Source organism: Candidatus Dormiibacterota bacterium (genome assembly GCA_035635555.1).
Classification (GTDB): domain Bacteria; phylum Acidobacteriota; class Polarisedimenticolia; order Gp22-AA2; family Gp22-AA2; genus Gp22-AA3.
The window spans coordinates 60,550-85,827 of record DASQAT010000055.1; the positions used below are offsets into that span (position 1 = coordinate 60,550).

Genomic DNA, 25,278 nt, shown 5'->3' on the forward strand with positions numbered 1-25,278 from the left:
AGGTGTCCCGGCCCCCCGTACCGAGGAGCCCCTTGAGAGAGATTTATCAGGTCGAGCCCAGCGGAGCCCGGAGCCTGCTCTCGCGCGAGGCGCGGGCATGACCGCAGCGGCCCGCGGCGGCGGAGTGCGCGCGGTCCGTCTTCCGAACGGGCTCGTCGTCCTGCTGCGCGAGATGCGCCAGGCCCCGGTCGTCTCCGTCTGGTGCTGGTACCGCGTCGGTTCGCGCGACGAGCGCCCCGGCATCACCGGTCTGTCGCACTGGGTGGAGCACATGAACTTCAAGGGGACGCGCCGCATCCCCAAGGACGACGTGATCCGCCGGGTCGAGCTGGCGGGCGGCACCTGGAACGGCTACACCTGGCTCGACGTCACCACCTATTACGAGACGGTGCAGAGCGACGCGTTCGAGGAGATGCTCCGCCTCGAGTCGTCCCGGATGACGGAGTGCCTCTACTCGACAACCGAGGTCGAGCACGAGCGGAACGTCGTGATCTCGGAGCTGCAGGGGGGCGAGAACGACCCGCGCTCGTTCCTCGAGAAGGAGGTGACCGGCACGGCGCTCCAGGCCCATCCCTATCGCTGGCCGACCATCGGTTACCTGTCGGATCTGAAGGCGATCACGCGCGATGATCTCTACGGGCATTACCGCCGCTATTACGTGCCGAACAACGCGATCCTGGTCGCCGCCGGAGACTTCGAAGCGGCCGCGGCGCTCCGTCTGGTGCGCCGCCACTTCGGAGGGGTCCGCCGCGGGCAGGAACCGCCGCCCGTGCGGACGGTCGAGCCGCCGCAATCGGGCGAGCGGCGCCTCCTGGTGCGGCGCCCTTCCGGGGCGGTCTACGTCGATGTCGCCTTTCACGCCCCCGCGGCGGCGGAGCCCGACTTCGCCGCTCTTCTCGTCACCGACGGGATCCTTGCCGGCGGCCCGACGGTCAACGTCTGGTCCGGCCACGACGGGCGCGGCCCGAGCAAGTCGTCGCGCCTGTACCGGACCCTGATCGAAGGGAACCTTGCCGGCCAGGTCTCGACCCTCGTCCTGCCGTCCCGTCACCCCTACCTGTACCGCATCGCCATGACGGCGAACGAGGGGGTCGACCCGGCGCGCCTCGAGGACGTCCTGACCACCGAGATCGATCGCCTGGCGCGCGGCGACATCGAGGCGCGGGACCTGGAGCGGGCCAAGAACCAGTTCCTGGCGCGGCACGCTCTCGAGTCGGAGAGCACGACCGACTTCGGCCACCAGCTCGGCTTCTTCGAGACGATCGCCAGCCACCGTCTGTTCTTCGACCTGCCGCGACGCGTGCTGGCCGTCAAGGCCGCCGACGTGACGGCCTTCGCGCGCGCGCGGCTCGGCCGCGATCGCAGGACGGTGGGCGTTCTCCTGCCGTCGGCGCCGCCCCCCGCCCCGGCTGCGGCCGCCCTCCCGGGCGCCGCCGTCCCATGAGCTCGGCGCGCCAGATCCGCCTGGACAACGACCTCGTGGTGATCGCGCGGCCGAACCGCGCGGCGCGCTCGGTGGCCGTGCGACTGGTCCTCGAGGCGGGGGCGGCCTTCGATCCTCCCGGAAGGGAAGGGACCGCGGCGCTGGTCGCGGACCTGCTGGACCGCGGAGCCGGCTCCCTGCCGGGCGAGGCGATCGCGTCGTTCTTCGACGACCTCGGCGTGGCGTACGCCGCCTCCGCGCGTCGCGACACGACCGAGATCGAGCTGCGACTCCTGTCGCGGCACCTGAGCGGTGTTCTCGAGCGGGTGCGCCTCATCGCGGCGGAGCCGACGTTTCCGGAGACCGAGATCCGCCGCGAGAAGGACCAGGCCCTGACCGCCATCGCCGAGCGCGATCAGGATACCGCCGCAGTGGCCGAGATGGAGCTGCACGCGGCCCTCTTCCCTCCCGGCCACCCCTACCACCACCCGCGACTGGGAACACGCGACAGCGTGACCCGCATCGATCGCCCGGATCTCGCCGCCTTCCACCGCGCGCGGTACCGCCCCGGCGGGACGATCCTGTCGCTGGCCGGAGATTTCGATCCGGCGCGCGTCTTCGACCTCGCGGCGAGGGTCTTCGGGTCCTGGGCCACGCCCGCTGCCCGCGGCGGAACGACCGCGCCGCCGGCGCGCGTCTCGATCCCGGATCCTCCCGCGCCCGAGAAGGCCGTCGTCGTGGGCCGGTCAATCGCGGGGAAGACCCAGGCCGATATCGCGCTCGGCTTCAGGGGGCTCAGGCGCCTGGCCCCCGATCTCCCCTCGGTCCTGGTCCTCAACAGCATCCTGGGGGAGTTCGGTCTGGGGGGGCGTCTCGGTAAGGCGATCCGCGATCGGGCCGGCCTGGCCTATTACGCCTACTCCCATTTCACCGCGGGTCTTGGGGCGGGGCCGTTCGCGGTCCGGGCCGGGGTCGCGCCGGACGGCGTGCGGCGTGCCATCGATCTGATGCGGCGGACGATCACGCAGATCGTGCGCCGCGGCGTCACCCCTTCCGAGCTGCGCGATTCCAGGCAGGCGCTCGCCTCCTCCATTCCCCGGCGGATGGAGACCAATCCCGAAGCGGCGGCCGTCCTCGCGGACGCCGAGTTCCACGGCCTGGGGATCGACTACCCTGAGAGACTGCCCGGTCTGATCGGGAAGGTCACGCGGAACGACGTCGAGGATTCGGCCCGGACGTACCTGACTCCGGATCGCTCGGTGCTGGTCGTGGCCGGCCCCGCGATGGAGAAGGAGGCCCTTTCATGACAGGTCGGAATGTCCCGCGCGCGCTCGCCCCTTGGGCCGTCCTTTTCACAGCACTCGCCGCCGCGGGCGCCGCCCCGGCTCCCGCGCCGGTCACGAAGCCGGGCGCGCCGTCTGTCGCTGCAAAGGAAACCTACGATGTCCTGCTGCGCGGAGGGCGGATCGTGGACGGCAGCGGCAATCCGTGGTTCGCCGGAGATGTCGCGATCCGCGGCGACCGCATCGCCGCCATCGGCAATCTGAAGGACGCCGGCGCCCACCGGACGATCGACGCCCGCGGCCTGGTGATCGCCCCGGGGTTCATCGACATGCTCGGGCAGTCGGAGCTGACGGTGCTCGTCGACCCCCGGGTGCAGAGCAAGATCACGCAGGGGATCACGACCGAGCTGACCGGCGAGGGGGGTTCGGTCGCGCCGCAGACGTCCTTCACGATCGAGGACCTCCTGCCGGGTATCGCCGAGTACAAGCTCACCGTCGACTGGCGCGACTACGAGGGCTACTTCCGGCGAATCAAGGCGAAGGGATCGGCGATCAACTTCGCCCACCTCGTCGGGGCGACCCAGGTGCGCCAGGCGGTCCTGAAGAGCGACAACCGGCTGCCGGAACCGGCCGAGCTCGAGGCGATGAAGCGCCATGTGGCGCGCGCCATGGAGGCCGGGGCGTTCGGCCTGTCCTCGTCCCTCATCTATCCGCCGGCGAGCTTCTCGGACACGCACGAGCTCGTCGAGCTGGCGAAGGTCGCGTCCCTGTACGGCGGCATCTACGCCTCGCACATCCGCAACGAGGCGGACGACATCATCACGGCCCTGAAGGAGGCGGAGACCATCGGCGAGCAGGCGAAGATCCCGGTCGAGGTCTGGCACCTCAAGTGCGCGGGGCGGAAGAACTGGGGGCGCATGAAGGAGGTGGTGGCGGAGATCGACGGCGCCCGCGGACGCGGGATCGACATCACCGCCGACATCTATCCCTACCCCGCGTCGTCGACCGGTCTGGCCGCGAGTCTGCCGCCGACGGCTTCGGAAGGGGGCGTGGCCCGGCTCGTGGCCCGCCTGAAGGACCCCGCCGAGCGCGCCCGCATCCGCGCCGAGGTCGAGAACCCTTCGGGAGGGTGGGAGAGCCTGTTCCACAACGTCGGGGGGCCGGACGGCGTGCTCGTCGTCGGCGTAAGGACGCAGGCGAACAAGCAGTACCAGGGGAAGAGACTGTCGGACATAGCGGCCCTGCGCGGCAAGGACCCGATCGAGACGATGTTCGATCTGCTCGTGGAGGAGAGCGGATCGGTCGACTGCGTCTACTTCGCCATGTCGGAGGACGACGTCCGCACCGCGATGACGACCCCCTGGGTGGCGTTCAACTGCGACAACGCGGGTGTGTCCCCCGAGGGGGTGCTCGGGGCGAGCAACTGCCACCCGCGCGCCTACGGCACGTTCCCGCGCGTCCTCGGGCGCTACGTCCGCGAGGAGAAGCTCCTGCGTCTCGAAGATGCGGTGCGCAAGATGACGTCCCTTCCCGCCCAGAAGCTGGGGCTGAGGGACCGAGGTCTGCTGCGTCCGGGGTCGTTCGCCGACATCACCGTGTTCGACCCCGGGAAGGTGATCGATCGGGCCACGTTCGACGCGCCGCACCAGCTCTCGGAAGGGATCGTCGAGGTCTTCGTCAACGGGACCCTGGTCGTGGACCAGGGGAAGATCACCGGCCGCCTGCCCGGTCGAATCCTGCGCGGCCCCGGATACCGGCCGGCGCGCTAGGAGAGTGTCCGACGAGGGCTCTCAGGACCTCGAGAGTCTCCCTGCTGTTTCTTTCGACCATCTCGCGGAGCCGCGGCGCCCGCTCGGCCGCCGCCGATCTCGCCGCGGGGACGAGGGCCGCCTCGATGGCCCGCGCCAGGGCGCCGACGTCCCCCGGCCGGTAGGTCACGACACCCTCCGGGCGCGTGGGATGCTCGGAGGCGACGACCGGGACGCCCGACAGCAGCGCCTCGTGGAGCGCCATCCCGAAGCTGTCGATCCGCGAGGGACGGACGTAGACCTGGGAGCGCGCGATCACCGCCGCGCCGTCCGGAAAATCGGTGAGGACGAGGATCGCTCCATCGCCGAATCGAGCCCGCGCCTCGGCCAGGGCGGCGCGTGTCGAGGGCTCCTCGGCGAACGATCCGATCAGGATCACGACGCGGAGGGGACGGCCGCGTTTCCGAAGCTCGGCGAAGGCCGCGAGAAGCTCCTCGATCCCGTACTGGGGGTGCAGCGCGCCGCTGCCGCTGATGACCGGCCCCGGCATCCCGAAAAAGGCCTCCAGATCGCGCGGCAGCGGGGCCCCGGGTCCGGCCGGCGCCTCCAGCAAGGGACTCATACGGCGGGCGCGCGCCCGGGGAGCCGTCCGGAGAACGGCTTCGACGATCGCGTCGCTCATGCACAACGCTCCGGACAGACCTTCGAGCGCGCGCGACAGCCCGCGCCGCCTCCGCTCACCGAGAGCCTCCACGAACCCGGGGAACGCCCCGTCGTGGATGGCCAGCGCATACGGAACGCGCACACACATCCGGAGGCCCCGTGCCTCCGCCGGATCGCGCCAGAGAACCTGTCGATTGTCGAGAACCAGTCGCGCCTTGTGTTTCCGCACTGCTCTCAGGACGGGGAAGGTCGACGCGCCCAGCGCCCTCCGCACAGGCCAGGTGAGCGCCCGCGCCAGGAATTCTGAGGCGGTCGTGCCCGGGCGGCCGGGATCGAGCTGCACGGCACCGGTCCCCTCCCGCCGCAGCAGATCCGTGACGCTCCTGCAATACCGGCTGACGCCGCCGATCGGCGGCTCCACCGGCCCCAGAACCAGGACCGGCGCGTTCAACGCAGGCTGCCGTCCCATTCCGGCTCGACGGCGAGGTCCACATCCCTCCGACCGCGCATCATGCCGGCCGGTAGAATCCGACGCGCGACTCCGCGGCAGACCCTGAAGACCCCCGCCGCCGCGCGCGTTCCCCAGGCCATCCACGAGAGCAGAAATCCGAGCCGCCCGCGCCGCAACCGCTCGGCGTACCAGATGAGGAGCGCCAGCGCCTCTCCGCGCGGAACCCGGTCGAGTCCCAGCGCCTGCGCCAGCGCCGACGGACTCCTCGCCTCGTCGATGCGCGGGAAGGCACCGCTGCCGAGCAGGACCCGCGCTCGATCGCGCAGGGACTCGGCCTCCCGGTTCTGACCCGAGTGCGGGTGGGTGATGTGGCGGAACAGCTTGACGTTGTAATAGCGGAAGTCGACACCGCTCCGGATGAGGCGGGCCATGTAATCGGTGTCCACGGCGCGGAAGGACGTATCGAGCAGACCCACCCGTTCGAGCACCCGCCGCGCCAGCACGAGCCCGAGCCCGCACTGCGTGTAGCGCAGCACGTGCGTCACGTCGTCGCGGAGATGCATCCCCGGGGGCAGGAAACGGTACTCCACCAGCCGGGTCCGGCCGCTCGCAGGATCGAACTCGCACGCCTCTCCGCCGCACATCAGGGCATCGATCTCGGGGTGATCCTCGAGCATCGCGATCGCCCGGCGCATGCCCTCCGGGTAGAGGTAGTCGTCGTCGCCGAGCAGCTTGATGATGCGGCCCCGCGCCATGAGAAGGCCGCGGTTGAACCCGTGGGCCTCGCCCGTGTCCGGCGCGGACACGAACTGCGTGACGATGTCCGCGTGCCGCCGCACCACCTCGGCCGTGCCGTCGGTCGAGCCCCCATCGACGATGATCAGCTCGTCGTCCGCGCCCATGAGCTCGCGGGCGTTCCGGATGGCGCGATCCAGGTGATCGGCGCGGTTGCGCGTGGACAGCACGAAGCTCACGCGCACCCGGTCCGTCCTGTTCGCCTCGCGGGCCGGTGTGTCCCAGGCCTGGGCGTCCGGGACCGGGGCGTCGCGCATGTGCGCTTCCTCAGAGGTTGGAATAGGGCGTCTTGAACTCGAGGACCTCGACACCACGCACCAGCTCGTCGATTCCCTGTTCCAGGGCGATCGTCGTCTTGAACCCGAGGTCGCCGATCTTCCTGTACGAGACGATGTAGTTGCGCTTGTCGGCGTCCTGGCCGACGTCGGCGTAGTGCAGGTAGTAGTCGACCTTCGAACGGATCATCTCGCACACGTCCGCCTTGCTGTAGTTCATGTCCTCCGAGCCCACATTGTAGACCTGGCCGCGCATCTTCTGTCCGTTCTCGATGGCGAACAGGAACGAGCGGGCGATGTCATGGACGTGGATGAAGGTCCGCATGAAGTGCGCCTCGTAGACGACGAGATAGCGCATCTTGATGGCCGTGTAGACGAACTCGTTGACCAGGAGGTCGAGCCGCATGCGCGGTGAGACGCCGAAGGCGGTGGCGAAGCGGTAGGCGACCGCGGTGCAGTGCTCCATGATGTACGTTTCGGCGGCCGTTTTCGTCTTGCCGTAGAGCGTCAGCGGCTGGAGCGGCGTGTCCTCCGTGCAGACCTTGTCGATGAGCGCGCCGTAGTTGCTGCCGGTCGAGCCGAACAGGACGAGCCGGCTCCTGCCGGCCGCGTCGGCTACCACCTTCGTGCCGTTGACGTTGACCGAGGTCGCCAGGTCCGGGTACTTGCGGCAGGCGGGAAATCCGACCACCGCCGCCAGGTGCACGACGGCGTCGCATCCCTTGAGAGCCTCGCGCACGTCGCGCTCGTCGCGCACGTCGCCGCGCACGAACTCGAAGTTCGGGTGACGCACGTTCGGCAGGAGGGTTCCTCCCCCGTACATCAGGTTGTCGAGGACCTTGACGCGGCAGCCGTTCTCCAGGAGGTGGGGCACGAGAACGGCACCGATGTACCCCGCTCCGCCGGTGACCAGGACTTTCATGCTCCTCCCCCTCTCCAGATCGTCCCGTTTCAATATGGTGATTCGTTTCAGCGATTTCCAGCCCGTGGTGAGGGTCGCGCCTCGCAGCCGGCCCCTCTCCGGCTTGAAATCTCGAAGCAGGTCAATAGATTATGCACGGGCGGGCTGACGGCCCCTCGATTCGGACAGCCAGCCGGCCGCGCGGTGCTAGGATGCCTCCGACATGAGCGTTCCCCGGTCTTCGGTGACCACCGCATCATCGGCCGACCGGCAGGGCCGGGCGCCGCTCGTCGTCATCGAGGCGCGCCCGGGGTGGAAGGGGTTCGGACTCCTCGAGCTCTGGCGCTCCCGCGAGCTTCTGTACTTCCTCGTCTGGCGCGACGTGAAGGTGCGCTACAAGCAGACGGTCCTCGGCGTGGCCTGGGCCGTTCTGCAGCCGGTTCTTACGATGATCCTGTTCACCTTTGTCTTCGGCAGGCTCGGCGGCATGGGACGGCTCGTACAGGTCCCTTACCCGGTCTTCGCCTACTCGGGGATTCTCCTGTGGGGCTTCTTCGCCGCGGCCGCGGGGCAGAGCTCGACGAGCCTCGTCGTCAGCAGCCATCTGATCTCCAAAGTCTACTTCCCGCGCCTCATCATACCGGTCGCCGCGGTCGGGTCCGCCCTCCCGGATCTCGTGGTCTCGAGCGTCCTGATGTTCGGGCTGCTTCTGGGATTCGGCCTGCCGCTCCCGGCGCGCGCGCTGCTCTTTCCGGTGTTCGTCGGCACGGCGATTCTGTCGGCGATCGGGGTCGGGACCCTTCTGTCGGCGCTCACGGTCGCCTATCGCGATTTCCGGTACGTGACCGGCTACCTGATCCAGACCTGGATCTTTCTCTGCCCGGTCGCCTACCCGCTCGACGCGATCCCTGGACGCTTCAGACTCCTGTACTCGCTCAACCCGATGGTCGGGCCGATCGCCGGCTGCCGGGCGTCGCTCCTGGGAGAGACATTCCCCTGGGTTCCCATCGCGGTCTCCACGACCTCCTCGATCGTCCTGCTCCTCATGGCCCTGGCGTACTTCCGCAGCGTCGAGAGGCGCTTCGCGGACATCGTGTGAAGGGCCCCCCGTCATGACAGCGCCGATGATCCGTGCCGAGGGCGTCAGCAAGAAGTACCGCATCGGCGCGCGCGCGACGACCTACACGACCCTGCGCGAAAGCATCATGGCGGTGGCGAAGGCCCCGCTGCGCCGGCTGCGGCGGTTGTCGGGGCGGGACGGCGGGTCGCCGACCATCTGGGCCCTGGAGGACATCTCCTTCGAGGTGCGCCAGGGGGAAGCGGTCGCCATCATCGGCCGCAACGGCGCCGGCAAGAGCACCCTCCTCAAAGTCCTGGCGCGCATCACCGAGCCGACACGCGGGCGCGTCGAGCTGTTCGGTCGCGTCGGCAGCCTGCTGGAAGTCGGAACCGGCTTCCATCCGGAGCTGACCGGACGGGAGAACATCTTCCTGAACGGCGCCATACTGGGGATGAGGCGCGCGGAGCTGCGATCCAAGTTCGACGCCATCGTCGACTTCGCAGAGATCGGACAGTTTCTCGACACGCCGGTCAAGCACTACTCCAGCGGCATGTTCGTGCGCCTGGCCTTCGCCGTGGCCGCGCACATCGACCCGGACATCCTGCTCGTCGACGAGATCCTGGCGGTGGGGGACGCGGCGTTCCAGAAACGCTGTCTCGGCAAGATGGACGACGTCGCACGCCAAGGGCGCACGGTCCTTTACGTCAGTCATCACATGCCGTCGGTCACGCGGTTGTGCCGGCGCGGCATCCTTCTGGAGCAGGGGCGCGTCCGGATGGACGGCGACATCTTCCAGGTCACCGGGCATTACCTCAAGTCCGACCTCGGCACCTCCGCCGAGAGGCGCTGGCATGACCCCGCGACCGCGCCGGGCGACGCCGTCGCCCGCCTCAAGTCGGTTCGCGTCCTCTGCGACGGACGCGTGAGCGACGTCGTGGACGTGCGCCGGCCGGTGACCGTCGAGATGGAGTACTTGAATCTGAAAGCGGGCGCCGTCCTGGTGTCGGGGTTCTCCTTCCTCAACGACCAGGGCGTGCATCTGTTCGTGTCCTGCGACTGGTTCGGCGAGCCGAGGAACGAGGCGCCCAAGCCGCCGGGCGTCTACCGCAGCCGTTGCGTCGTCCCCGGCAACCTGTTCGCCGAGGGGCAGGTGCGCGTCGTCGCGGAAGTGAGCACGGGTCATCCTGTCTACCAGATCCATTTTCTGGAGTACGACAGCGCCGCATTCCAGGTGATCGACAGCGGCGAGCCGGGAAGCGTGCGCGGTCGGTGGGGCCGGCCGATCCCGGGTGTGGTGCGACCCGCCCTGGAGTGGGAGACCAGCCGCGTCGGGTCGGTGGAGGCGGCATGAAGACGGTCGTCGTCCTGGGCGGGACCGGGTTCATCGGTCGCAGTGTGATGCGTCTCCTCCAGGAGCGCGGCGAGCGGGGCGTTTCGCTGTCCCGCCGCGAAGGCTGCGACCTTCTGGACCTCCAGGGGCTGACGGACCGTCTCGCCGCCCTGCGCCCTCAGGCTCTCATCAACTGCGCGGCGCACGTCGGGAGCCTGCACTACGTGAGCCGGAACGCAGCGGACGTCATCCACGACAACATGAGGATGATCCTGAATGTCTACGCCGCCCTCCGGGGCGTCTGCCCTTCTGCCGTCCTCGTCAACCCGATCTCCAATTGCTCCTATCCGGGCGAGGCGGCCGTGCAGGTCGAGTCGGAGTGGCAGAACGGCCCGGTGCACGACTCGGTCCTGGCCTTCGGATCGACGCGCCGCATGATCCACGCCCTCGCCGCTTCTTATCAGAGACAGCACGGCGTGGGGTCGGTGAACTGGCTCGTCCCCAACGCCTACGGCCCCGGAGACGCTTCCGACCCCGACCGGGTGCACGCCCTCAACGGCATCATCATCCGGCTGCTGCGCGCCCGCAAGGCGGGGGAGCGACGCTTCGAGATCTGGGGCAGCGGGCGACCCGTGCGCGAATGGGTCTACGTGGACGACGCCGCCCGCGTCCTGGTCGAGTCCCTCGAAGGCGGACCCCAGATCGACCCGGTCAACATCGCGCAGAAGCAGGGCCACACGATCGCCGAGATCGCCGCGCTGGCCGCGAAGATCCTGGGATACGAAGTCGAGCTGGTGTTCAACACGCGTTATCCCGACGGCGCGCCCAGCAAGATCCTCGACGACCGGCGGTTCCGTGAGAAGTTTCCCCATTTCCGGTTCATGCCGATCGAGGACGGGATCTCGCGCACCATCGACTATTACCGGTCGGTCTCGTAGGAGCCGGACGGAGCCATGGACTTCTTCCACGTTCACGTATCGCCCCGATCCAGGACGCTCGCCGGCGAGGTTCTCGCTTCGGGCTGGCTGAGCGAGGGGAAGATGACGCGCCGGTTCGAGCAGGATCTCGCTGCGCGGCTCGGGATTCTCCACCCGGTCGCCGTGAACAGCGGCACGGCCGCGCTGCATCTGGGACTGGCGCTCGCGGGGGTGGGGCCGGGCGACGAAGTCATCCTCCCCCCCCAGACCTTCGTCGGCACCGGTCTCTCGGTCCTGATGCACGGTGCGATACCGGTATTCGCCGACGTCGATCCCCTGACCGGCAACCTCTCCCCTTCGGCGGTCGGGCGGGCGATCACATCGCGCACACGGGCCGTCATGCCGGTGCACTGGGGCGGTTATCCGTGCGACCTGGACGAGATCAACGCCTTGGCGAAGGAGCACGGCCTGACCGTCGTCGAGGATGCCGCCCACGCCCTCGGCGCCACCTACCGCCGCCGGCCGATCGGCGCCGTCTCACGGTTCACGGCGTTCAGCTTCCAGGCGATCAAGCACGTGACTACGGGGGACGGCGGCGCGCTTGCCTGCTCCTCCCCCGCGGATGCGCGGGCCGCGGTGGCGCGCCGCTGGTTCGGCATCGACCGCGACGCCAGCCGTCCGTCGATCCTGGGGGAGCGGGTCTTCGACATCGAGACCCTGGGATACAAGTCGCACATGAACGACCTCGCCGCGGCCGTCGGTCTCGGGAACCTGGAGGACTTCCCCGCCCGTCTCGCCCGCAGGCGGGGGACCGCGCGCCTCTATCGCGAGGCCTTCGCGAACGTCGCGGGTCTGCGGCTGCCGCCGCTTGCGGCCGATCGCGCCCACGCGTATTGGCTGTTCACCGTCCTGGTCGAAAGGCGCGAAGATTTCATCCGCAAGCTCCAGAGCCGCGATATCCCCGCCTCGGTCGTCCATCTCAGAATCGACCGTTACAAGGTGTTCGGCGGGCTGCGCCGCGATCTCGAGGGGCAGACCTCCTACGACGAACGGCAGGTTTCGATCCCGGTGCACGAGGGACTGACCGACGACGATGTGCAGTCGATTATCGCGGCCATCCGCTCGGGATGGTGAGGAAGACCATGACACGGAAGTCCGTCCGTCCCAGTGTGTTCGATCGTTACCCCCAGTTCCTCACCCTCAAGGGGCTCGTCCCCGACGAGGTGGTCGAGCGCGAGATCGGCTCGAAGGCGGCCGAATTCGAGCGGACCCTGGCGCGCGCGCGCCGGGTCATTCCCCAGGTGCGGCTGTGCGACGTCTTTCCACCGGAGATCGAACGGGGCGCGATTCGGCTCGAGAACTTCCTCGGCCACTGGGGAAACGTGTCGGTCGAGTCGGTCTGCAAGATCGGTCTCATCATCCGCTGGCTGCGTCCCCGGCGCATCCTGGAGATCGGCACGTACAACGGGATGACGACGCTGCAGATGGCGCTGAACGCGCCACCGGAGTGCACCGTCTACACCCTCGACCTGCCCGTGGGCCAGCAGCCGAGCGTCCCCTCCTCCGAGCTGGACAAGTACGTCGCCCAATCGTTCCTGCCCCGCTTCGGCACCTCCACCGGCTCCTACTTCAAGGGGCGCACCGATGTGCGGATCGTGCAGCTTCTCGGCGATTCGACGACCTTCGGCTACAACGCCTGGATCGACGGACCGATCGATCTCGTATTCATCGACGGCGCGCACGACTACCGGACGAAGAAGATCGACAGCGAGAACGCGCTCCGGCTCCTCTCCCCGACCGGCATGATCCTGTGGGACAATTTTGCCGACGTCTGCTGCCCCGAGGTGACCCGCTATCTGCTGGATCTGAGCGCCGACCTGAGCGTCTCTCATCTGAAAGGCACCCTGCTGGCCGTTCACCGCCGCGGCGGCCCGGGGGAGGGAGCGCCGTGAGGACGGTCCGCGTCCTGTTTCTGGGGGCCTCTCGTCTGGTCGGTCTCATGCGCCGCTTCCGGGCCGCGGCCGCGGCCGAGAGCGTGGCCATCGACCTGGCTTCGATCGAGGACGAGTCCCCCTGGCACGCCATCGATGCGGCGGGGACCTGCCGCGTCGTGCACGGCCCGGCCTTCGACAGCCCGGAGTTCGATCCCTTCGTCCTCCGCCTCGTCGAGGAGGGGCCGGTCGACGCCGTCATCCCCGTGATCGATCCCGCGGTCCAGGCCGTGGCGCGCCTGTCGGAGGCGCTGCAACGGGCCGGCGCGCTTCCGATCGTGAGCCGAGCCGAGCTGTGCCAGCAGGTGTACGACAAGGCGGAGGCGGTCCGGTTCTTCCGCTCGCACGGCGTCGCGATCCCCGACGGCCCGGCCTTCCCGCGCCTGGCGAAGCCGCGTTTCGGATCGTCGTCGCGCGACCACGTCGTGTTTCGCGATCAGGACGAGCTGACCTTCTGGAGCGCCCGCAACCGCGCGCGGGATTACGTCATCCAGCCCTTCCTTCAGGGGACGGAGTACAGCGTGGACGCCTACGTGACCCGTGACGGCCGGCTGCAGGGGGCCGTGGCGCGCGTGCGTGTCGTCGTCTCGGGGGGGGAGGTCATGGTCACCCGGACCGAGCGGGACGAGGCGGTGCTCGACGTGGCGCGCAGGACCGCCGCGATCCCCGGCTGGTACGGCCCGCTCAACATCCAGGTCATGAAGACCGCGGCCGGTCCCTTCCTGCTCGAGGTGAACCCGCGCTTCAGCAGCGGCGTCATCTGCGCCATCGAGGCCGGTCTCGACGGTCCGCGCTTCATTCTCCGGGAGAGACTCGGCCGATCCCTTCCCGCCGGCCCGATCGAATGGCGATCCGGATTGTGCATGACCCGTTCCAGGGAGGACCACTTCGTATGGTTATCCTGATCGACATCGACGGAACGATCTGCCCCGAGGGCCCGCCCCGCGACCGTCCCCGGGCGAAGCCCCTCCCCGGCGCCGTGCAGGCCGTCAACCGGCTCACGGACGAGGGTCACGTCGTGGTGTTGTGGACCGGCCGCGGCTGGGACGAGTACGTGGCGACGAAGACGTGGCTCGACGAGCACGGCTTCAAGTACGCGCAGATCCTGATGGGGAAGCCGATCGCCAACCTGATCATCGACGACCGGGCGCGCCGGTTCGAAGGCTGGGACAAGGACTACGTCGGCACGATCAAGCCCGGGCGCTCGAAGACCGGGACGTAGAGGCGGCGCGCCCGGCCGGGCGACCGGTCCTACCGCGACGCGTCGGACTGAGGCGGACCGCCGCCCGCGAACACCTCCCCGCCCTTCATGACGAAGCGCACCCGACGTACGGCGCCGATGTCTTCGAGCGGGTTTCCCTCGACGCCGATGAGATCGGCCAGCCTCCCCGCCTCGACCGCGCCGATGCGCTCCTGCCAGCCGAGGAGCTCGGCGTCGACGAGCGTCGCCGCCTGGATCGCCTTCAGCGGGGACATCCCGTACCGGACCATCAATTCGAGCTCGCGCCCGGCCTGGGCCGGGGGGAAGTCCCCCGCGTCGCTCCCCGAAGCGATCTTCACCTTCATCCTGAGGGCGCGCTGGAACGAGTCTCGGTGGCCGTCGACGACCTTCTTCCAGGCCGGGGTCGGCGTCGTCTCGTAGGACGTCATGTAGGCGGTCAGGGTCGGGCAGTAGTACACCCCCTTGTCCAGCATCATCTTGAAGGTCGCCTCGTCGAGGAACAGCCCGTGCTCGACGGAGCGGACCCCGGCGCGCACGGCCGCCCGGGCCGCGTCGTCGCTGTAGCAGTGCGCCGACACCGGGCGGTGCCTGCGCCCCGCCTCGTCGACCAGCGCGTCCATCTCCTCCTGGGTCATGGTGACGCGCAGGTCGAGGATCTCGCCGGTCGGCGTGAACGTGCGGTAGTCGCCGTAGAACTTCAGCCAGTCGGCGCCGTTCTGGATCTGCTCGCGCACCGCCTTGCGGATCTCCCACGGACCGTCGGCGATCTGCACCCCCTTCGGCACCGTCACCTCGTGGGCGTAGCCGAGGAGGGCGTAGTTGCCGGTGGTCGAGATCGCCCGCGTCGCGACCTGCATCCTGGGTCCCGGCACGATACCGTCGGCGATGGCGTCGCGCAGATCGGCGTCGCCGTACATCGCCCCCTCGGTCTCCAGGTCGCGGATCGTCGTGAACCCCGCCAGGAGAAGGGCGCGCGCCTGCGCCGCCGCCTGCAGAGTGCGGCGCGGCAGGGACTGCTTCAGGAGCTGCACGTCGTAGTCGCCGGGCTGCAGGAAGGTGTGCGTGTGGGCGTCGACGAGGCCGGGGAGCACCGTGTAGGCCGAGAGGTCGATGACCGCGGCCCCCTCGGGAATCTTCGCGCCCCGATCGAGGACGCCTTCGATCCGATCGCCGCGGACCACGACGAGGGCACCTTCCTTCAGGCTCCCGGTGCGCACGTCGAGGAGGCGGCCGCACCGGAGCACCGAGAGCTTCGGCGGAGCGTCCTGTTTCGGAGCGGGCGGGTTCTCGGCGGCGACCGCCGCCCACGCGACCAGGCCGGCCGCGACCCATCCGAGCAGGAGGTGTTGTGCCTTCATCGGCTCAGACGGTTTGGCGCTGCGTGACGTGCAATGCATAGAACGACAGCCCGAGCAGGATGACGATCGGCAGGACGAGGCTCCAGGGATGCGGGGCGAGCCACCAGGCGACCCCCGCCATGACGACGGCGCCGGGGGTCACGGCGTTGAGATGGGGCGGCATCGGGACCAGGCGCTCGGCCATGCGGCTGTGGCGATAGCCGTACAGCGCGTAGATCGCCAGGCCGATCGCCAGCCAGCCCGCGAACCGCCACCAGGTGAGGGCCGGCAGACCGGCCATCAGCCAGACGCACGACGCGATGCCGGCGAGCGCGAACTCGGTCTTGACGATCTCGGGGACCTTGCGTCTCGTGATCAAGGCATACAACCCGACGACCGAGAACAGCGTCCCGATCACGGCCAGCAGGAGGACCACGGAGTGCTCGAGGAGCTTGCCCCAGTCGTCGTGCAGCAGCTCCGACGGCAGCGCATAGATGATGACGAGCCAGACCGGGAGAAGCGGGATCCACGGCGTCTTGAAGGGGCGCGGACGGTGCGGGTCGCTGTGCCGCAGGATCATGACGCCGGCGCAGACCAGCACGAAGGCGAACAGCGTCCCGATGTTCGTCAGCTCGACGATCTTGTCGAGCGGCGAGAACAGGGCGAAGAAGGCGACGAAGATCCCCGTCCAGATCGTCGTCACGTGCGGGGTGCGGTACTTCGGGTGGACGCGGGCGAAGATCTTGGGGAGCAGCCCGTCGCGCGACATGGAAAAGAAGATGCGCGGCTGGCCGAGCTGGAACACCAGGAGGACCGCGGTGAACGCCACGACCGCGCCGAACGACACCACGCCCGCCGCACGATCGAGATGGATGTAGGCCAGCGCCTTCGGCAGAGGATCGGCCACCCCGAGCTCGGTCCACGGCATGATGCCGATCAGCACCGCCGCGACCGCCACATAAATAAACGTGCAGATGACGAGCGACCCGATGATGCCGATCGGAATGTCGCGCTTCGGGTTGCGCGTCTCCTCCGCCGCCGTCGAGACGGCATCGAACCCGATGTACGCGAAGAAGATCAGCGCCGCCCCGGCCTGCACGCCCGCCCAGCCGTTCGGAATGAACGGGGTGAAGCCTGCAGGATTGACGTACTTGAACCCGACCCAGACGAACAGGACGAGGATCAGGATCTTGATCCCCACCATGACGTTGTTGAAGACGGCGCTCTCCTTGACACCGACCACCAGCACCCACGTCACGAGGGCCACGATGGCGACCGCGGCCACGTTCATCACGATCGGAAATCCAAACAGGTGCGGCGCCGATTCGAGGACCCCCGGCGTTTTGGCCGCCGACTCGTAGTCCATCACGAGCCAGTCGGGAAGGCGATAGCCGAACGCGTGCTTCAGCACATCGTTGAAGTGCGCCGCCCATGAGATGGCGACCGCGATGTTGCCGACGGCGTACTCGATGATCAGGTCCCAGCCGATGATCCAGGCGATCATCTCGCCGAGCGTGGCGTAGGCGTAGGTGTAGGCACTGCCGGAGATCGGGATCATGGTCGCGAACTCGGCGTAGCACAGGGCCGAGAAGATGCAGGCGACGGCCGTGAGAGCGAACGACAGGATGATCGCCGGTCCGGCGCCGGGCCTGTCGGCGTTCCCGGCGGTCGCGGTCCCGATCGCCGCGAAGATGCCGGTGCCGATGACGGCGCCGATTCCCAGCATCGTCAGGTCAAACGCCGTCAGGGTGCGCTTGAGGGTGTGCTCGCCGACCGTTTCGGATTCACGCGTGATCCGATCGACGCTCTTCGTCCGGAACAAGGCCTGGAGCTTCATTCCCGGCGCACTCCACGCGTCTTTTTTGCTTGGGACTATGGAAGCGGCCGCACTATACGCAACGCCCCGGAGGGTGTCAACCGCTCTGCTGATAGAATGACTGCCTCTGCGCAGGAGGGACCGATGGCGTCGTTCACCCTCACCGTCAACGGCAGGAAGGTCACCGCGGAGGCGGACCCGGCGACGCCTCTCCTCTGGGTCCTGCGGGACACGCTCGGGCTCACCGGCACCAAGTTCGGCTGCGGCGCCTCGCTGTGCGGCGCCTGCACGGTCCACCTGGACGGCCGGGCGATCCGCTCGTGCATGACACCGCTCTCCGAAGCCGCGGACAAGAGCATCACGACGATCGAGGGATTGTCCTCGAACCGCAGTCATCCGCTGCAGAAGGCCTGGATCGCCGAGGACGTGCCGCAGTGCGGCTACTGCCAGTCGGGAATGATCATGACGGCCGCGGCGCTCCTGAAGGAGAAGCCGAAGCCGACCGACCAGGAGATCGACGCGGCGCTGGGCGGGCACATCTGCCGCTGTGGCACCTACCAGCGCATCCGCAATGCGGTCCACCGGGCCGCGAAGGGAGGCGCCCGGTGAGCGCCATCCTGAACGTCAGCCGGCGAGGGTTCCTCCGAATCGTCCCCGCGGCGGGCGCGGGCCTCGTCCTCGGTCTTCGGTGGCTGGACCTGGTCGAAGCGTCCGGACCGCAGAGATCCCGGGGATCGCGGCTCGCTCCGAACGCCTTCCTGCAGATCGACCCGCGGGGCGAGGTGACCATCTGGGCCAGCAAGTCGGAGATGGGCCAGGGGGTGCGCACCTCGCTGGCGATGATCGTCGCGGACGAGCTCGACGCGGACTGGTCGCGCGTGCGCGTCGAGCAGGCCGGGGCCGATCCGAAGTTCGGCGACCAGGACACCGGCGGAAGCTCGAGCGTGCGCACCAAGTACGGGCCGATGCGGCAGGCCGGGGCGGCGGCGCGCGCCATGCTGATCGCCGCGGCGGCCCAGACCTGGAGCGTCGACCGCTCGACCTGCCGGACGCAAAAAGGGGCGGTCCTGCATCCTCCCACCCGCCGGCGCCTCGCCTACGGAGACCTGGTCGATAAGGCGGCGTCCCAGCCGGTGCCGCAGGACGCGCCGCTGAAGGATCCGAAGGACTTCAGCCTCATCGGCAGGAGCCTGCCGCGCACCGACACGCCCCTGAAGGTGGACGGAAGCGCGGTCTACGGCATCGACATCCGGATGACCGGGCTGCTCCACGCCGCGGTCTCGCGCTCCACGGTCTTCGGAGGGAAGGTCGCCCGCTTCGACGCGGGGGCCGCGAAGGGGTCTCCCGGTGTGCGCGCCGTCGTGCCGATCTCGACCGGTGTCGCCGTCGTGGCCGACTCGACCTGGAACGCGCTCAAGGGGCGCGACCTCCTCAAGGTCGAGTGGGACGAAGGACCGGGCGCCGCCGAGAGCTCGGAGACGCTCCGGGCGGAGTGCGACGATCTGTCGCAGAAGCCAGGAAAAACTCTGCGCAACGACGGCGACGCCTCCACAGCACTCGAGAAGGCGGCGAAGAAATTCGAGGCGGTCTACGAGCTGCCGTTCCAGGCGCACGCCACGATGGAGCCGCAGAACGCCACCGCCCACTGGCGGAAGGACCGCGTCGAAGTCTGGGCGCCGGTCCAGACGCCGAGCATGGCTCTGCCCGACATCGCGAAGGCCGCGGGGCTTCCCCAGGAAGCGATCACGCTGCACATCACGTTCCTGGGCGGCGGATTCGGGAGGCGCATCAACGCCGACTACGCCGCCGAGGCGGTCGAGATCTCGAAGGCCGTCTCGGCCCCTGTGAAGACGGTCTGGACGCGCACCGACGACCTGCAGCACGACTTCTACCGGCCCGCCTCGTTCCACAGGCTCAAGGGGGGCCTGGACGAAAAGGGACGCATCGTCGCCTGGCAGCACCGGTACGCATCGACATCCATCCAGGCGTTCTACGATCCCGGCACTCCCCATCCCGAATCGGACGAGATCGGCGGCGCCGCCGACCTGCCGTACGCCATCCCGAACGTGCGCGTCGAGTACTCCCCGGCGAAGTCGGTCGTGCCGCGCGGCTGGTGGCGCTCGGTCGAGAGCTCGTTCAACGCCTTCGTGGTCGAGAGCTTTGTCGACGAGCTGGCGGCCGCTGCGCATCGCGATCCGCTGGCGCTGCGCCGGGATCTCCTGGCCGGCGGCCGCAAGATTCCCTACGAAGGCCAGACGTTCGTGCAGGACACGGCGCGCCTCCTGGGTGTCCTGAACCTGGCGGCGGCCAAGGCGGGCTGGGGCAGGCCGCTCCCGAAGGGGCGTGCCCGAGGCATCGCGGGGCACTTCTCCTTCCTGTCGTACTGCGCCCAGGTCGCCGAGGTCTCGGTCGGCAAGGAGGGGGGCGTGCGCGTCCACCGGGTCGTCTGCGCCATCGATTGCGGGCGCGCCGTCAACCCCGGCATCATCGCGGCGCAGATGGAAAGCGCCGTCGTCTTCGGGCTGACCGCCGCCCTGAAGTCCGGGATCACCATCGAAAAGGGGCGCGTCAAGGAGGCCAACTTCGACGAGTACGAGATGCTGCGCATCGACGAGATGCCGGTCGTCGAAGTGCACGTCGTCCCCAGCACCGAGCCGCCGACCGGCGTGGGCGAGCCCGGCGTCCCGGTCGTCGCGCCGGCCGTCTTCAACGCGATCTTCGCGGCGACCGGCAAGCGCATCCGCCGCCTGCCGCTCCGGCCCCAGGACCTCGCGCAGACCGCCTGAGCCGCGGCCGGTTGCCGGTGGCGGGCCTGCCGCCGCGGCGTGGCGATTTCGAGCCGCGCCATGCGAGTGACCTGGCCTCGCCTTCCCCGCGCGAGCGAGCATGAGCCACGACGCGGCGGCCCGCTGCCCCGATGAGGGCGGTTTCCACCGGTTCTTGACAGTCTGCGAACCGGGTGGCTAGCATGGGTTCTCGCAGCGACGGAGGGAGGACCGGAGTGGCCGCCATCTCGGCGCGTCTCAGAGAGCTGCTGGCGCGCGGGCGGCGCGTCGCGGCGCTGACCGGCGCCGGCATCTCGGCCGAATCGGGGGTGCCGACCTTCCGCAGCCTGGGCGGCTTCTGGGAGAACGAGTCTCTCGAGGACCTGGCGACGCCCCAGGGGTTCGAGCGCGACCCGAGGCGAGTCTGGACCTGGTACGACGCGCGGCGCGTCCAGGTGAGCCGCTGCGCGCCGAACGCGGGGCACCAGGCTCTGGCGCGCTTCGGGCGGGCCCATCCCGACTTCCGGCTGATCACGCAGAACGTGGACGGTCTCCACGCGAAGGCCGGCAGTGACGGCGTCATACTCCTCCACGGCGATCTGTTCCGGGTCCGCTGCACGAAGGAAGGGACCTCCCGGGAAGACCGGCGCATGCCGTTCCCCGAAATCCCGCCGCGCTGCGGCTGCGGGGCTCTGCTGCGTCCGGACGTCGTGTGGTTCGGCGAGGCGCTGCCGGTGGAGTCGATCCAGCAGGCCACCGAGGCCGCGAATGGCGCCGCGGTTTTCCTTTCCATCGGGACCTCGGCCCTGGTGTATCCTGCCGCGGCCCTGCCGGAGATCGCGCGCCGGAACGGCGCATACCTGGTGGAAATCAACGTGGAAGAGACGCCCCTCTCTCCCCTGGCCGATGAAGTGGTGCTGGGGCCGGCGGCCGAGGTGCTGCCGGACCTTCTCGGAGCCTGACGATGCGCGGACTGTACTTCGACTGCTTCTCGGGGATCAGCGGGGACATGGTCCTCGGTGCCCTCGTGGATCTCGGAGTCGAGCCGGCCCACCTCCGCTCCCGGCTCAGAAAGCTGCGGGTCGGCGGGTACACCCTTTCGGCCTCGAGGGTGAACCGCTCCGGCCTCGCCGGGACGAAGGTGAACGTCGCGATCGCCCCGAAGCGCCAGGAGGAAAGACGTCTCAAGGACATCGCCCGGATCGTCGAAAGAAGCGGACTGTCGCGCGAGGTGCGCCGCCGGTCCATGGAGGCGTTCGAGACTCTCGTCGAAGCGGAGGCGCGCGTGCACCGCATCCAGAAAGACAAGGTGCACCTGCACGAGGTCGGGGCGATCGACGCCATCGTGGACGTCGTCGGGACGATGATCGGCATGGAGACGCTCGGCTGGCCGCGCGTGGTCTGCTCGCCGCTGCACGTCGGGCGCGGCATGGTCACGATGGAGCACGGCACCTTCCCTGTCCCGGGTCCCGCGACCGCGGAGATCCTCAAGGGGACGCCCACCTACGCCACCGAGGTCGAGGGGGAGCTGGTCACGCCGACCGGCGCCGCCCTGGCGACGACCCTGGCGGCCGAGTTCCGTCCCCTGCCGCCGATGCGCGTCGCCCGGATCGGTTACGGCGCGGGGACGAAGCAGTTCGACCACCACCCGAACCTGCTGCGCGCCTTCCTCGGCGACTTCCTGGACGAGCCGGTCCTGCGCGAGACGGTGCTCGTGCTCGAGACCACGATCGACGACATGAACCCGCAGCTCTACGGCCACCTGATGGAGCGCCTGTTCGCGGCCGGGGCCCTGGAGGTCTTCTACACGCCGATCCAGATGAAGAAGAGCCGGCCCGGCACGCTCGTGACCATCATCTGTCCCGAGCCGAAGCTCGACGCGGTCACGACGGTCGTCTTCCGCGAGACCACGACCATCGGCTTCCGTTACCTGCCGATGGGGCGGATCGAGCTGGCGCGACGCATCGAGACGGTCAAGACTCAGTTCGGCCCGGTCCGGATGAAGGTCTCCGTCTACAATGGCGAGGTCGTGCAGGCGACGCCGGAGTACGAGGACTGCCGCCAGGCGGCGCTCAAGGCGGGAGTCCCTCTCAAGGACGTGCAGCGGGTCGCCGCGGAGGCCTACCGCCCGCCGCGCGGGACGCCCGAAGCCATCGCGGCCTGGGCGCGTCAGCCGGTCCTGCCCGCGCGGACGCGCAAGGCGAAGCGACGTGGAGGACGAGGGTGATCTACGACAAGGTGAAGACGGGGCGGATGCTCAGGATCGTCCTGGACGTGACGGAGGGGGCGCTGGACATCGCCACGCGGCCCGGGGGGGAGCCCGGCCTTCGAATCCCCGCGATGGAGGCCGAGAAGACGATGCGCGCCCTCGCCGCCAAGGGGGACACCGACGCCATGTACAGCGAGTATGTGCGACTGCTGAATGCGGGACAGACCTTCGGGGCGGCGCTCGAGCGCCACCATCACAAGAGTTTCGAGTCCGAGTTCTACCGTCTGTTCAAGATCTATCTGGAGCCGGGCGACCGCTCCTAGCGCAGGGACGACATGGCACGCAAGTTCTATCTGACCACGCCGATCTACTACGTCAACGACCAGCCGCACATCGGCCATACCTACACGACCGTGGTCGCCGACGTCATCGCGCGCTTCCACCGCATGCTCGGCCAGGACGTCCATTTCCTGACCGGCACCGACGAGCACGGACAGAAGATCGAGCGCGCCGCGCAGGCGAAGGGGCTGCGGCCGATCGAGCTCGCCGACGAAGTCGTCGAGCGCTTCCGGGGGCTGTGGCGCACCCTCGGCATCACCAACGACGTGTTCATCCGCACCACCGAGGAGCGCCACCGGCGCGGCGTCGAGAAGCTGTATCAGAAGATCGCGGCGGCCGGAGACATCTACAAGGACAAGTACGCCGGCTGGTACTGCACGTCGTGCGAGGCGTTCTATCCCGAGAGCCAGGTCGTGGACGGGCGCTGCCCGGACCAGGGGCACAAGGTCGAATGGACCGAGGAGGAGTCGTATTTCTTCCGCCTGTCGAAATACCAGGAGCCGCTCCTGAAGCATTACGCCGAGCACCGCGACTTCGTGTTCCCCGAGTCGAGACGGAACGAGGTCGTGTCGTTCGTCCAGTCGGGGCTCAAGGATCTGTCGATCAGCCGCAGCAGCTTCTCCTGGGGCATACCGCTCCCGGGCGACCCCAAGCACGTCCTCTACGTCTGGTTCGACGCGCTCAGCAACTACATCACGGCGCTCGGCTACGGCTCCGACCGCAAGCTGTACGCGCGCTACTGGCCGGCCGACATGCACCTGGTGGGGAAGGACATCCTGCGCTTCCACGCCGTCTACTGGCCCGCCTACCTGATGTCGGCGGCCGAGCCGCTGCCGCGCCGCGTCGTGGCGCACGGCTGGTGGCTGCGCGACGCCGCCAAGATCTCCAAGTCGAAGGGAGGCGTCGTCGACCCGATCCCCCTGATCGAGGCGTTCGGTGTCGATCCGGTGCGCTACTTCCTGATGCGCGAGATGGTGTTCGGGCAGGACGCGAACTACTCGGACGAGGCGTTCATCGATCGCGTCAACACCGACCTGGCCAACGACCTGGGAAACCTCGTGAGCCGGACGCTGAAGATGATCGAGGACTACTGCGGCGGCAAGACGCCGAAGACCGATCCGCGCTTCCGGGGGGACGAGCCGCTGAAGAAGGCGGCGCAGGACGCCGTCGACGGGTTCATGAAGGACTTCGAGGAGCTCGACTTCTCGTCGGGACTGGCGCGCGTCTGGGGGTTCATCGGACTCCTGAACCGCTTCATCGTACAGAACGAGCCCTGGAAACTGGCGCAGGATCCGGTGCGCCGCTGGGCCCTCGACTCGGTCCTCTACACCGTTGTCGAGGGGCTGCGCATCGTGGCCGTCCTCATAGCACCGGTCATGCCGGAGTCCGCAGCCGGGCTGTGGAAGCGTCTCGGCGTGACAGGCGACGTCACGACCGCGAGTCTCGAGCACATTCACTGGGGAGAGCTGAAGCCGGGGCGGCCGATCGCCCGCGGCGAGCCGCTCTTCCCGCGCATCGACAAGGCCGAATATCTCAAGGACGCACCCATGACCACGCCCCCCGCCCCGCCCGCAGCCGGGCCGGGCGCGCCGCAGGCCCTGCCGGCGACGACCGCCCCCGCCGCGGGCGGCGCCGAGATCGGCATCGATGATTTCGCGCGCGTCGAGCTGCGCACCGCACGGATCGTGGCCGCCGAGCGCGTGCAGGGAGCCGACAAGCTGCTCAAGCTCAGCGTGGACATCGGGTCCGAGACGCGCACCATCGTGGCCGGGATCGCGACGCGGTACGCCCCCGAGGCGCTCGTCGGCAAGACGATCGTGGTGGTCGCCAACCTCAAGCCGGCGAAGCTCCGCGGCGTGGTGTCGCAGGGGATGCTCCTCGCCGCCTCCGACGCCACCGGCCAGCCTTACATCCTGACGACCGAGGAGCCCGTCCCGCCCGGCCTGCGTGTGAAGTAGTGCTCGGCGACAGCCACGCGCACCTGACCCTGGAGCACTTCGACCCGGACCGCGAGGAGGTCATCGCGCGCGCCCGCCAGGCGGGAGTCGCGAGGATCGTGACCGTCTCCTCGTTCATAGGCGACGCCTCCGCCTGCGCGGCGCTCGCGGCCCGGTACGACTTCATCCATTTCACGGCCGGAGTGCACCCGCACGAGGCGAAGAGCTTCACGCCCGAGGCCGCCGCGGACATCAGGAGCGCCGCGACGCGCCCCAAGGCGGTGGCGATCGGCGAGATCGGTCTCGACTACCACTACGACCTCTCGCCGCGCGACGCGCAGCGCCGGGTCTTCCGCGAGCAGATCCTCCTGGCGCGGGACCTGAGGCTGCCGATCGTGATCCACACCCGCGAGGCCTGGGACGACACGCTCATGATCCTGCAGGACGAGAACGCCGGCGACGTCGGCGGCGTGTTCCACTGCTTCTCCGGGGGAACGGAGGAGGCGCAGCGCTGCCTCGACCTCGGATTCTTCGTGTCGTTCGCCGGTCCGGTCACGTTCAAGAACGCGAAAGACGTCGCCGAGGCGGCGGCGTACGTGCCGATCGACCGCCTGTTGTGCGAGACCGATTCCCCCTACCTGACGCCGCACCCGTTCCGCGGACAGCGCAACGAGCCGGCGCGCGTCAGGCTCGTGGTCGAGAGGATCGCGGCCCTGAAGGGGCTCACGGCGGAGGCGGTCGGCGAGGCGACGACCCGGAATCTAGAAGCCGTCTTCCGCCTCGCCTGATTGACCGCGACGGGGGCGGGGGGTAGGA

22 protein-coding genes are annotated in these 25,278 nt (G+C 69.0%); 17 read left to right on the top strand and 5 right to left on the bottom strand.

Annotation, left to right across the window (positions count from 1 at the left end):
- Positions 1 to 97: 97 nt before the first annotated feature.
- The 3 genes from VEW47_16595 to VEW47_16605 are packed head-to-tail and all read left to right on the top strand — an operon-like array spanning position 98 to position 4,475.
- Complete coding sequence (locus tag VEW47_16595; GenBank protein ID HYS06801.1) at positions 98 to 1,444, top strand: pitrilysin family protein; 1,347 nt, start codon at positions 98 to 100, stop codon at positions 1,442 to 1,444.
- Positions 1,441 to 2,730, top strand: coding sequence for a pitrilysin family protein (locus VEW47_16600; GenBank protein ID HYS06802.1), 1,290 nt, complete (start codon positions 1,441 to 1,443; stop codon positions 2,728 to 2,730). The genes VEW47_16595 and VEW47_16600 overlap by 4 nt, the downstream gene beginning before the upstream one ends.
- Positions 2,727 to 4,475 carry a D-aminoacylase gene (locus VEW47_16605; GenBank protein HYS06803.1) on the top strand — a complete coding sequence of 583 codons (1,749 nt, stop codon included), beginning with the start codon at positions 2,727 to 2,729 and terminating at the stop codon, positions 4,473 to 4,475. The genes VEW47_16600 and VEW47_16605 overlap by 4 nt, the downstream gene beginning before the upstream one ends.
- On the opposite strand, the gene VEW47_16610 is transcribed toward VEW47_16605, so the two are convergent.
- Genes VEW47_16610 through VEW47_16620 form a run of 3 tightly spaced genes read right to left on the bottom strand, consistent with a single transcriptional unit; the run spans position 4,417 to position 7,560 of the window.
- A complete protein-coding gene (locus VEW47_16610) occupies positions 4,417 to 5,586 on the bottom strand; it encodes a glycosyltransferase family 4 protein (protein ID HYS06804.1) in 1,170 nt (389 codons plus the stop codon). The two genes, VEW47_16605 and VEW47_16610, sit on opposite strands and share 59 nt — an antisense overlap.
- Positions 5,565 to 6,620, bottom strand: a complete 1,056-nt coding sequence (locus VEW47_16615; GenBank protein HYS06805.1) for a glycosyltransferase — start codon at positions 6,618 to 6,620, stop codon at positions 5,565 to 5,567. The genes VEW47_16610 and VEW47_16615 overlap by 22 nt, the downstream gene beginning before the upstream one ends.
- 10 nt (positions 6,621 to 6,630) lie before the next feature.
- Positions 6,631 to 7,560: an NAD(P)-dependent oxidoreductase gene (locus VEW47_16620; GenBank protein ID HYS06806.1), complete on the bottom strand. Its 930-nt coding sequence runs from the start codon at positions 7,558 to 7,560 to the stop codon at positions 6,631 to 6,633.
- A 202-nt stretch (positions 7,561 to 7,762) separates the two neighbouring features.
- On the opposite strand from VEW47_16620, the gene VEW47_16625 reads away from it, so the two are divergent.
- From VEW47_16625 to VEW47_16655, 7 genes are read left to right on the top strand one after another with little or no spacing between them, the layout of a single operon-like run.
- Positions 7,763 to 8,638 carry an ABC transporter permease gene (locus VEW47_16625; GenBank protein HYS06807.1) on the top strand — a complete coding sequence of 292 codons (876 nt, stop codon included), beginning with the start codon at positions 7,763 to 7,765 and terminating at the stop codon, positions 8,636 to 8,638.
- A gap of 25 nt (positions 8,639 to 8,663) precedes the next feature.
- Positions 8,664 to 9,950 carry an ABC transporter ATP-binding protein gene (locus tag VEW47_16630; protein HYS06808.1) on the top strand — a complete coding sequence of 429 codons (1,287 nt, stop codon included), beginning with the start codon at positions 8,664 to 8,666 and terminating at the stop codon, positions 9,948 to 9,950.
- Positions 9,947 to 10,867, top strand: coding sequence for an NAD-dependent epimerase/dehydratase family protein (locus tag VEW47_16635; GenBank protein ID HYS06809.1), 921 nt, complete (start codon positions 9,947 to 9,949; stop codon positions 10,865 to 10,867). The genes VEW47_16630 and VEW47_16635 overlap by 4 nt, the downstream gene beginning before the upstream one ends.
- Before the next feature lie 15 nt (positions 10,868 to 10,882).
- The gene (locus tag VEW47_16640; GenBank protein ID HYS06810.1) at positions 10,883 to 11,980 is read left to right on the top strand and encodes a DegT/DnrJ/EryC1/StrS family aminotransferase; all 1,098 of its coding nucleotides are present in this window, start codon (positions 10,883 to 10,885) and stop codon (positions 11,978 to 11,980) included.
- Between the two features lie 8 nt (positions 11,981 to 11,988).
- Positions 11,989 to 12,798 carry a class I SAM-dependent methyltransferase gene (locus VEW47_16645; protein HYS06811.1) on the top strand — a complete coding sequence of 270 codons (810 nt, stop codon included), beginning with the start codon at positions 11,989 to 11,991 and terminating at the stop codon, positions 12,796 to 12,798.
- Positions 12,795 to 13,742 carry an ATP-grasp domain-containing protein gene (locus tag VEW47_16650; GenBank protein ID HYS06812.1) on the top strand — a complete coding sequence of 316 codons (948 nt, stop codon included), beginning with the start codon at positions 12,795 to 12,797 and terminating at the stop codon, positions 13,740 to 13,742. The genes VEW47_16645 and VEW47_16650 overlap by 4 nt, the downstream gene beginning before the upstream one ends.
- Positions 13,730 to 14,059, top strand: coding sequence for a hypothetical protein (locus VEW47_16655; protein HYS06813.1), 330 nt, complete (start codon positions 13,730 to 13,732; stop codon positions 14,057 to 14,059). The genes VEW47_16650 and VEW47_16655 overlap by 13 nt, the downstream gene beginning before the upstream one ends.
- Positions 14,060 to 14,088: 29 nt before the next feature.
- Here the strand turns inward: VEW47_16655 and VEW47_16660 are convergent, their stop codons facing one another.
- Complete coding sequence (locus VEW47_16660) at positions 14,089 to 15,417, bottom strand: amidohydrolase family protein (protein HYS06814.1); 1,329 nt, start codon at positions 15,415 to 15,417, stop codon at positions 14,089 to 14,091.
- Between the two features lie 4 nt (positions 15,418 to 15,421).
- Entirely contained in the window at positions 15,422 to 17,233 is a 1,812-nt protein-coding gene (locus VEW47_16665) for an amino acid permease (GenBank protein ID HYS06815.1), read from the bottom strand.
- A gap of 123 nt (positions 17,234 to 17,356) precedes the next feature.
- Between VEW47_16665 and VEW47_16670 the strand changes: the two genes are divergently transcribed.
- From VEW47_16670 to VEW47_16700, 7 genes are all read left to right on the top strand, one after another.
- Complete coding sequence (locus VEW47_16670; protein HYS06816.1) at positions 17,357 to 17,821, top strand: (2Fe-2S)-binding protein; 465 nt, start codon at positions 17,357 to 17,359, stop codon at positions 17,819 to 17,821.
- The gene (locus VEW47_16675) at positions 17,818 to 19,998 is read left to right on the top strand and encodes a xanthine dehydrogenase family protein molybdopterin-binding subunit (GenBank protein ID HYS06817.1); all 2,181 of its coding nucleotides are present in this window, start codon (positions 17,818 to 17,820) and stop codon (positions 19,996 to 19,998) included. Before VEW47_16670 ends, VEW47_16675 begins: the two co-directional genes overlap by 4 nt.
- 215 nt (positions 19,999 to 20,213) lie before the next feature.
- On the top strand, positions 20,214 to 20,939 hold the full coding sequence (locus VEW47_16680; GenBank protein HYS06818.1) for an NAD-dependent deacylase: 726 nt from the start codon (positions 20,214 to 20,216) through the stop codon (positions 20,937 to 20,939).
- Positions 20,940 to 20,941: 2 nt separating this feature from the next.
- Positions 20,942 to 22,204, top strand: a complete 1,263-nt coding sequence (gene larC, locus VEW47_16685) for a nickel pincer cofactor biosynthesis protein LarC (protein HYS06819.1) — start codon at positions 20,942 to 20,944, stop codon at positions 22,202 to 22,204.
- Positions 22,201 to 22,509 (top strand): hypothetical protein, encoded by a 309-nt coding sequence (locus tag VEW47_16690; protein HYS06820.1) that lies wholly within the window; start codon positions 22,201 to 22,203, stop codon positions 22,507 to 22,509. The genes larC and VEW47_16690 overlap by 4 nt, the downstream gene beginning before the upstream one ends.
- A 12-nt stretch (positions 22,510 to 22,521) precedes the next feature.
- Positions 22,522 to 24,483 carry a methionine--tRNA ligase gene (gene metG, locus VEW47_16695; GenBank protein ID HYS06821.1) on the top strand — a complete coding sequence of 654 codons (1,962 nt, stop codon included), beginning with the start codon at positions 22,522 to 22,524 and terminating at the stop codon, positions 24,481 to 24,483.
- Positions 24,483 to 25,250 carry a TatD family hydrolase gene (locus tag VEW47_16700; GenBank protein HYS06822.1) on the top strand — a complete coding sequence of 256 codons (768 nt, stop codon included), beginning with the start codon at positions 24,483 to 24,485 and terminating at the stop codon, positions 25,248 to 25,250. The genes metG and VEW47_16700 overlap by 1 nt, the downstream gene beginning before the upstream one ends.
- The last annotated feature ends 28 nt before the right edge of the window (positions 25,251 to 25,278 follow it).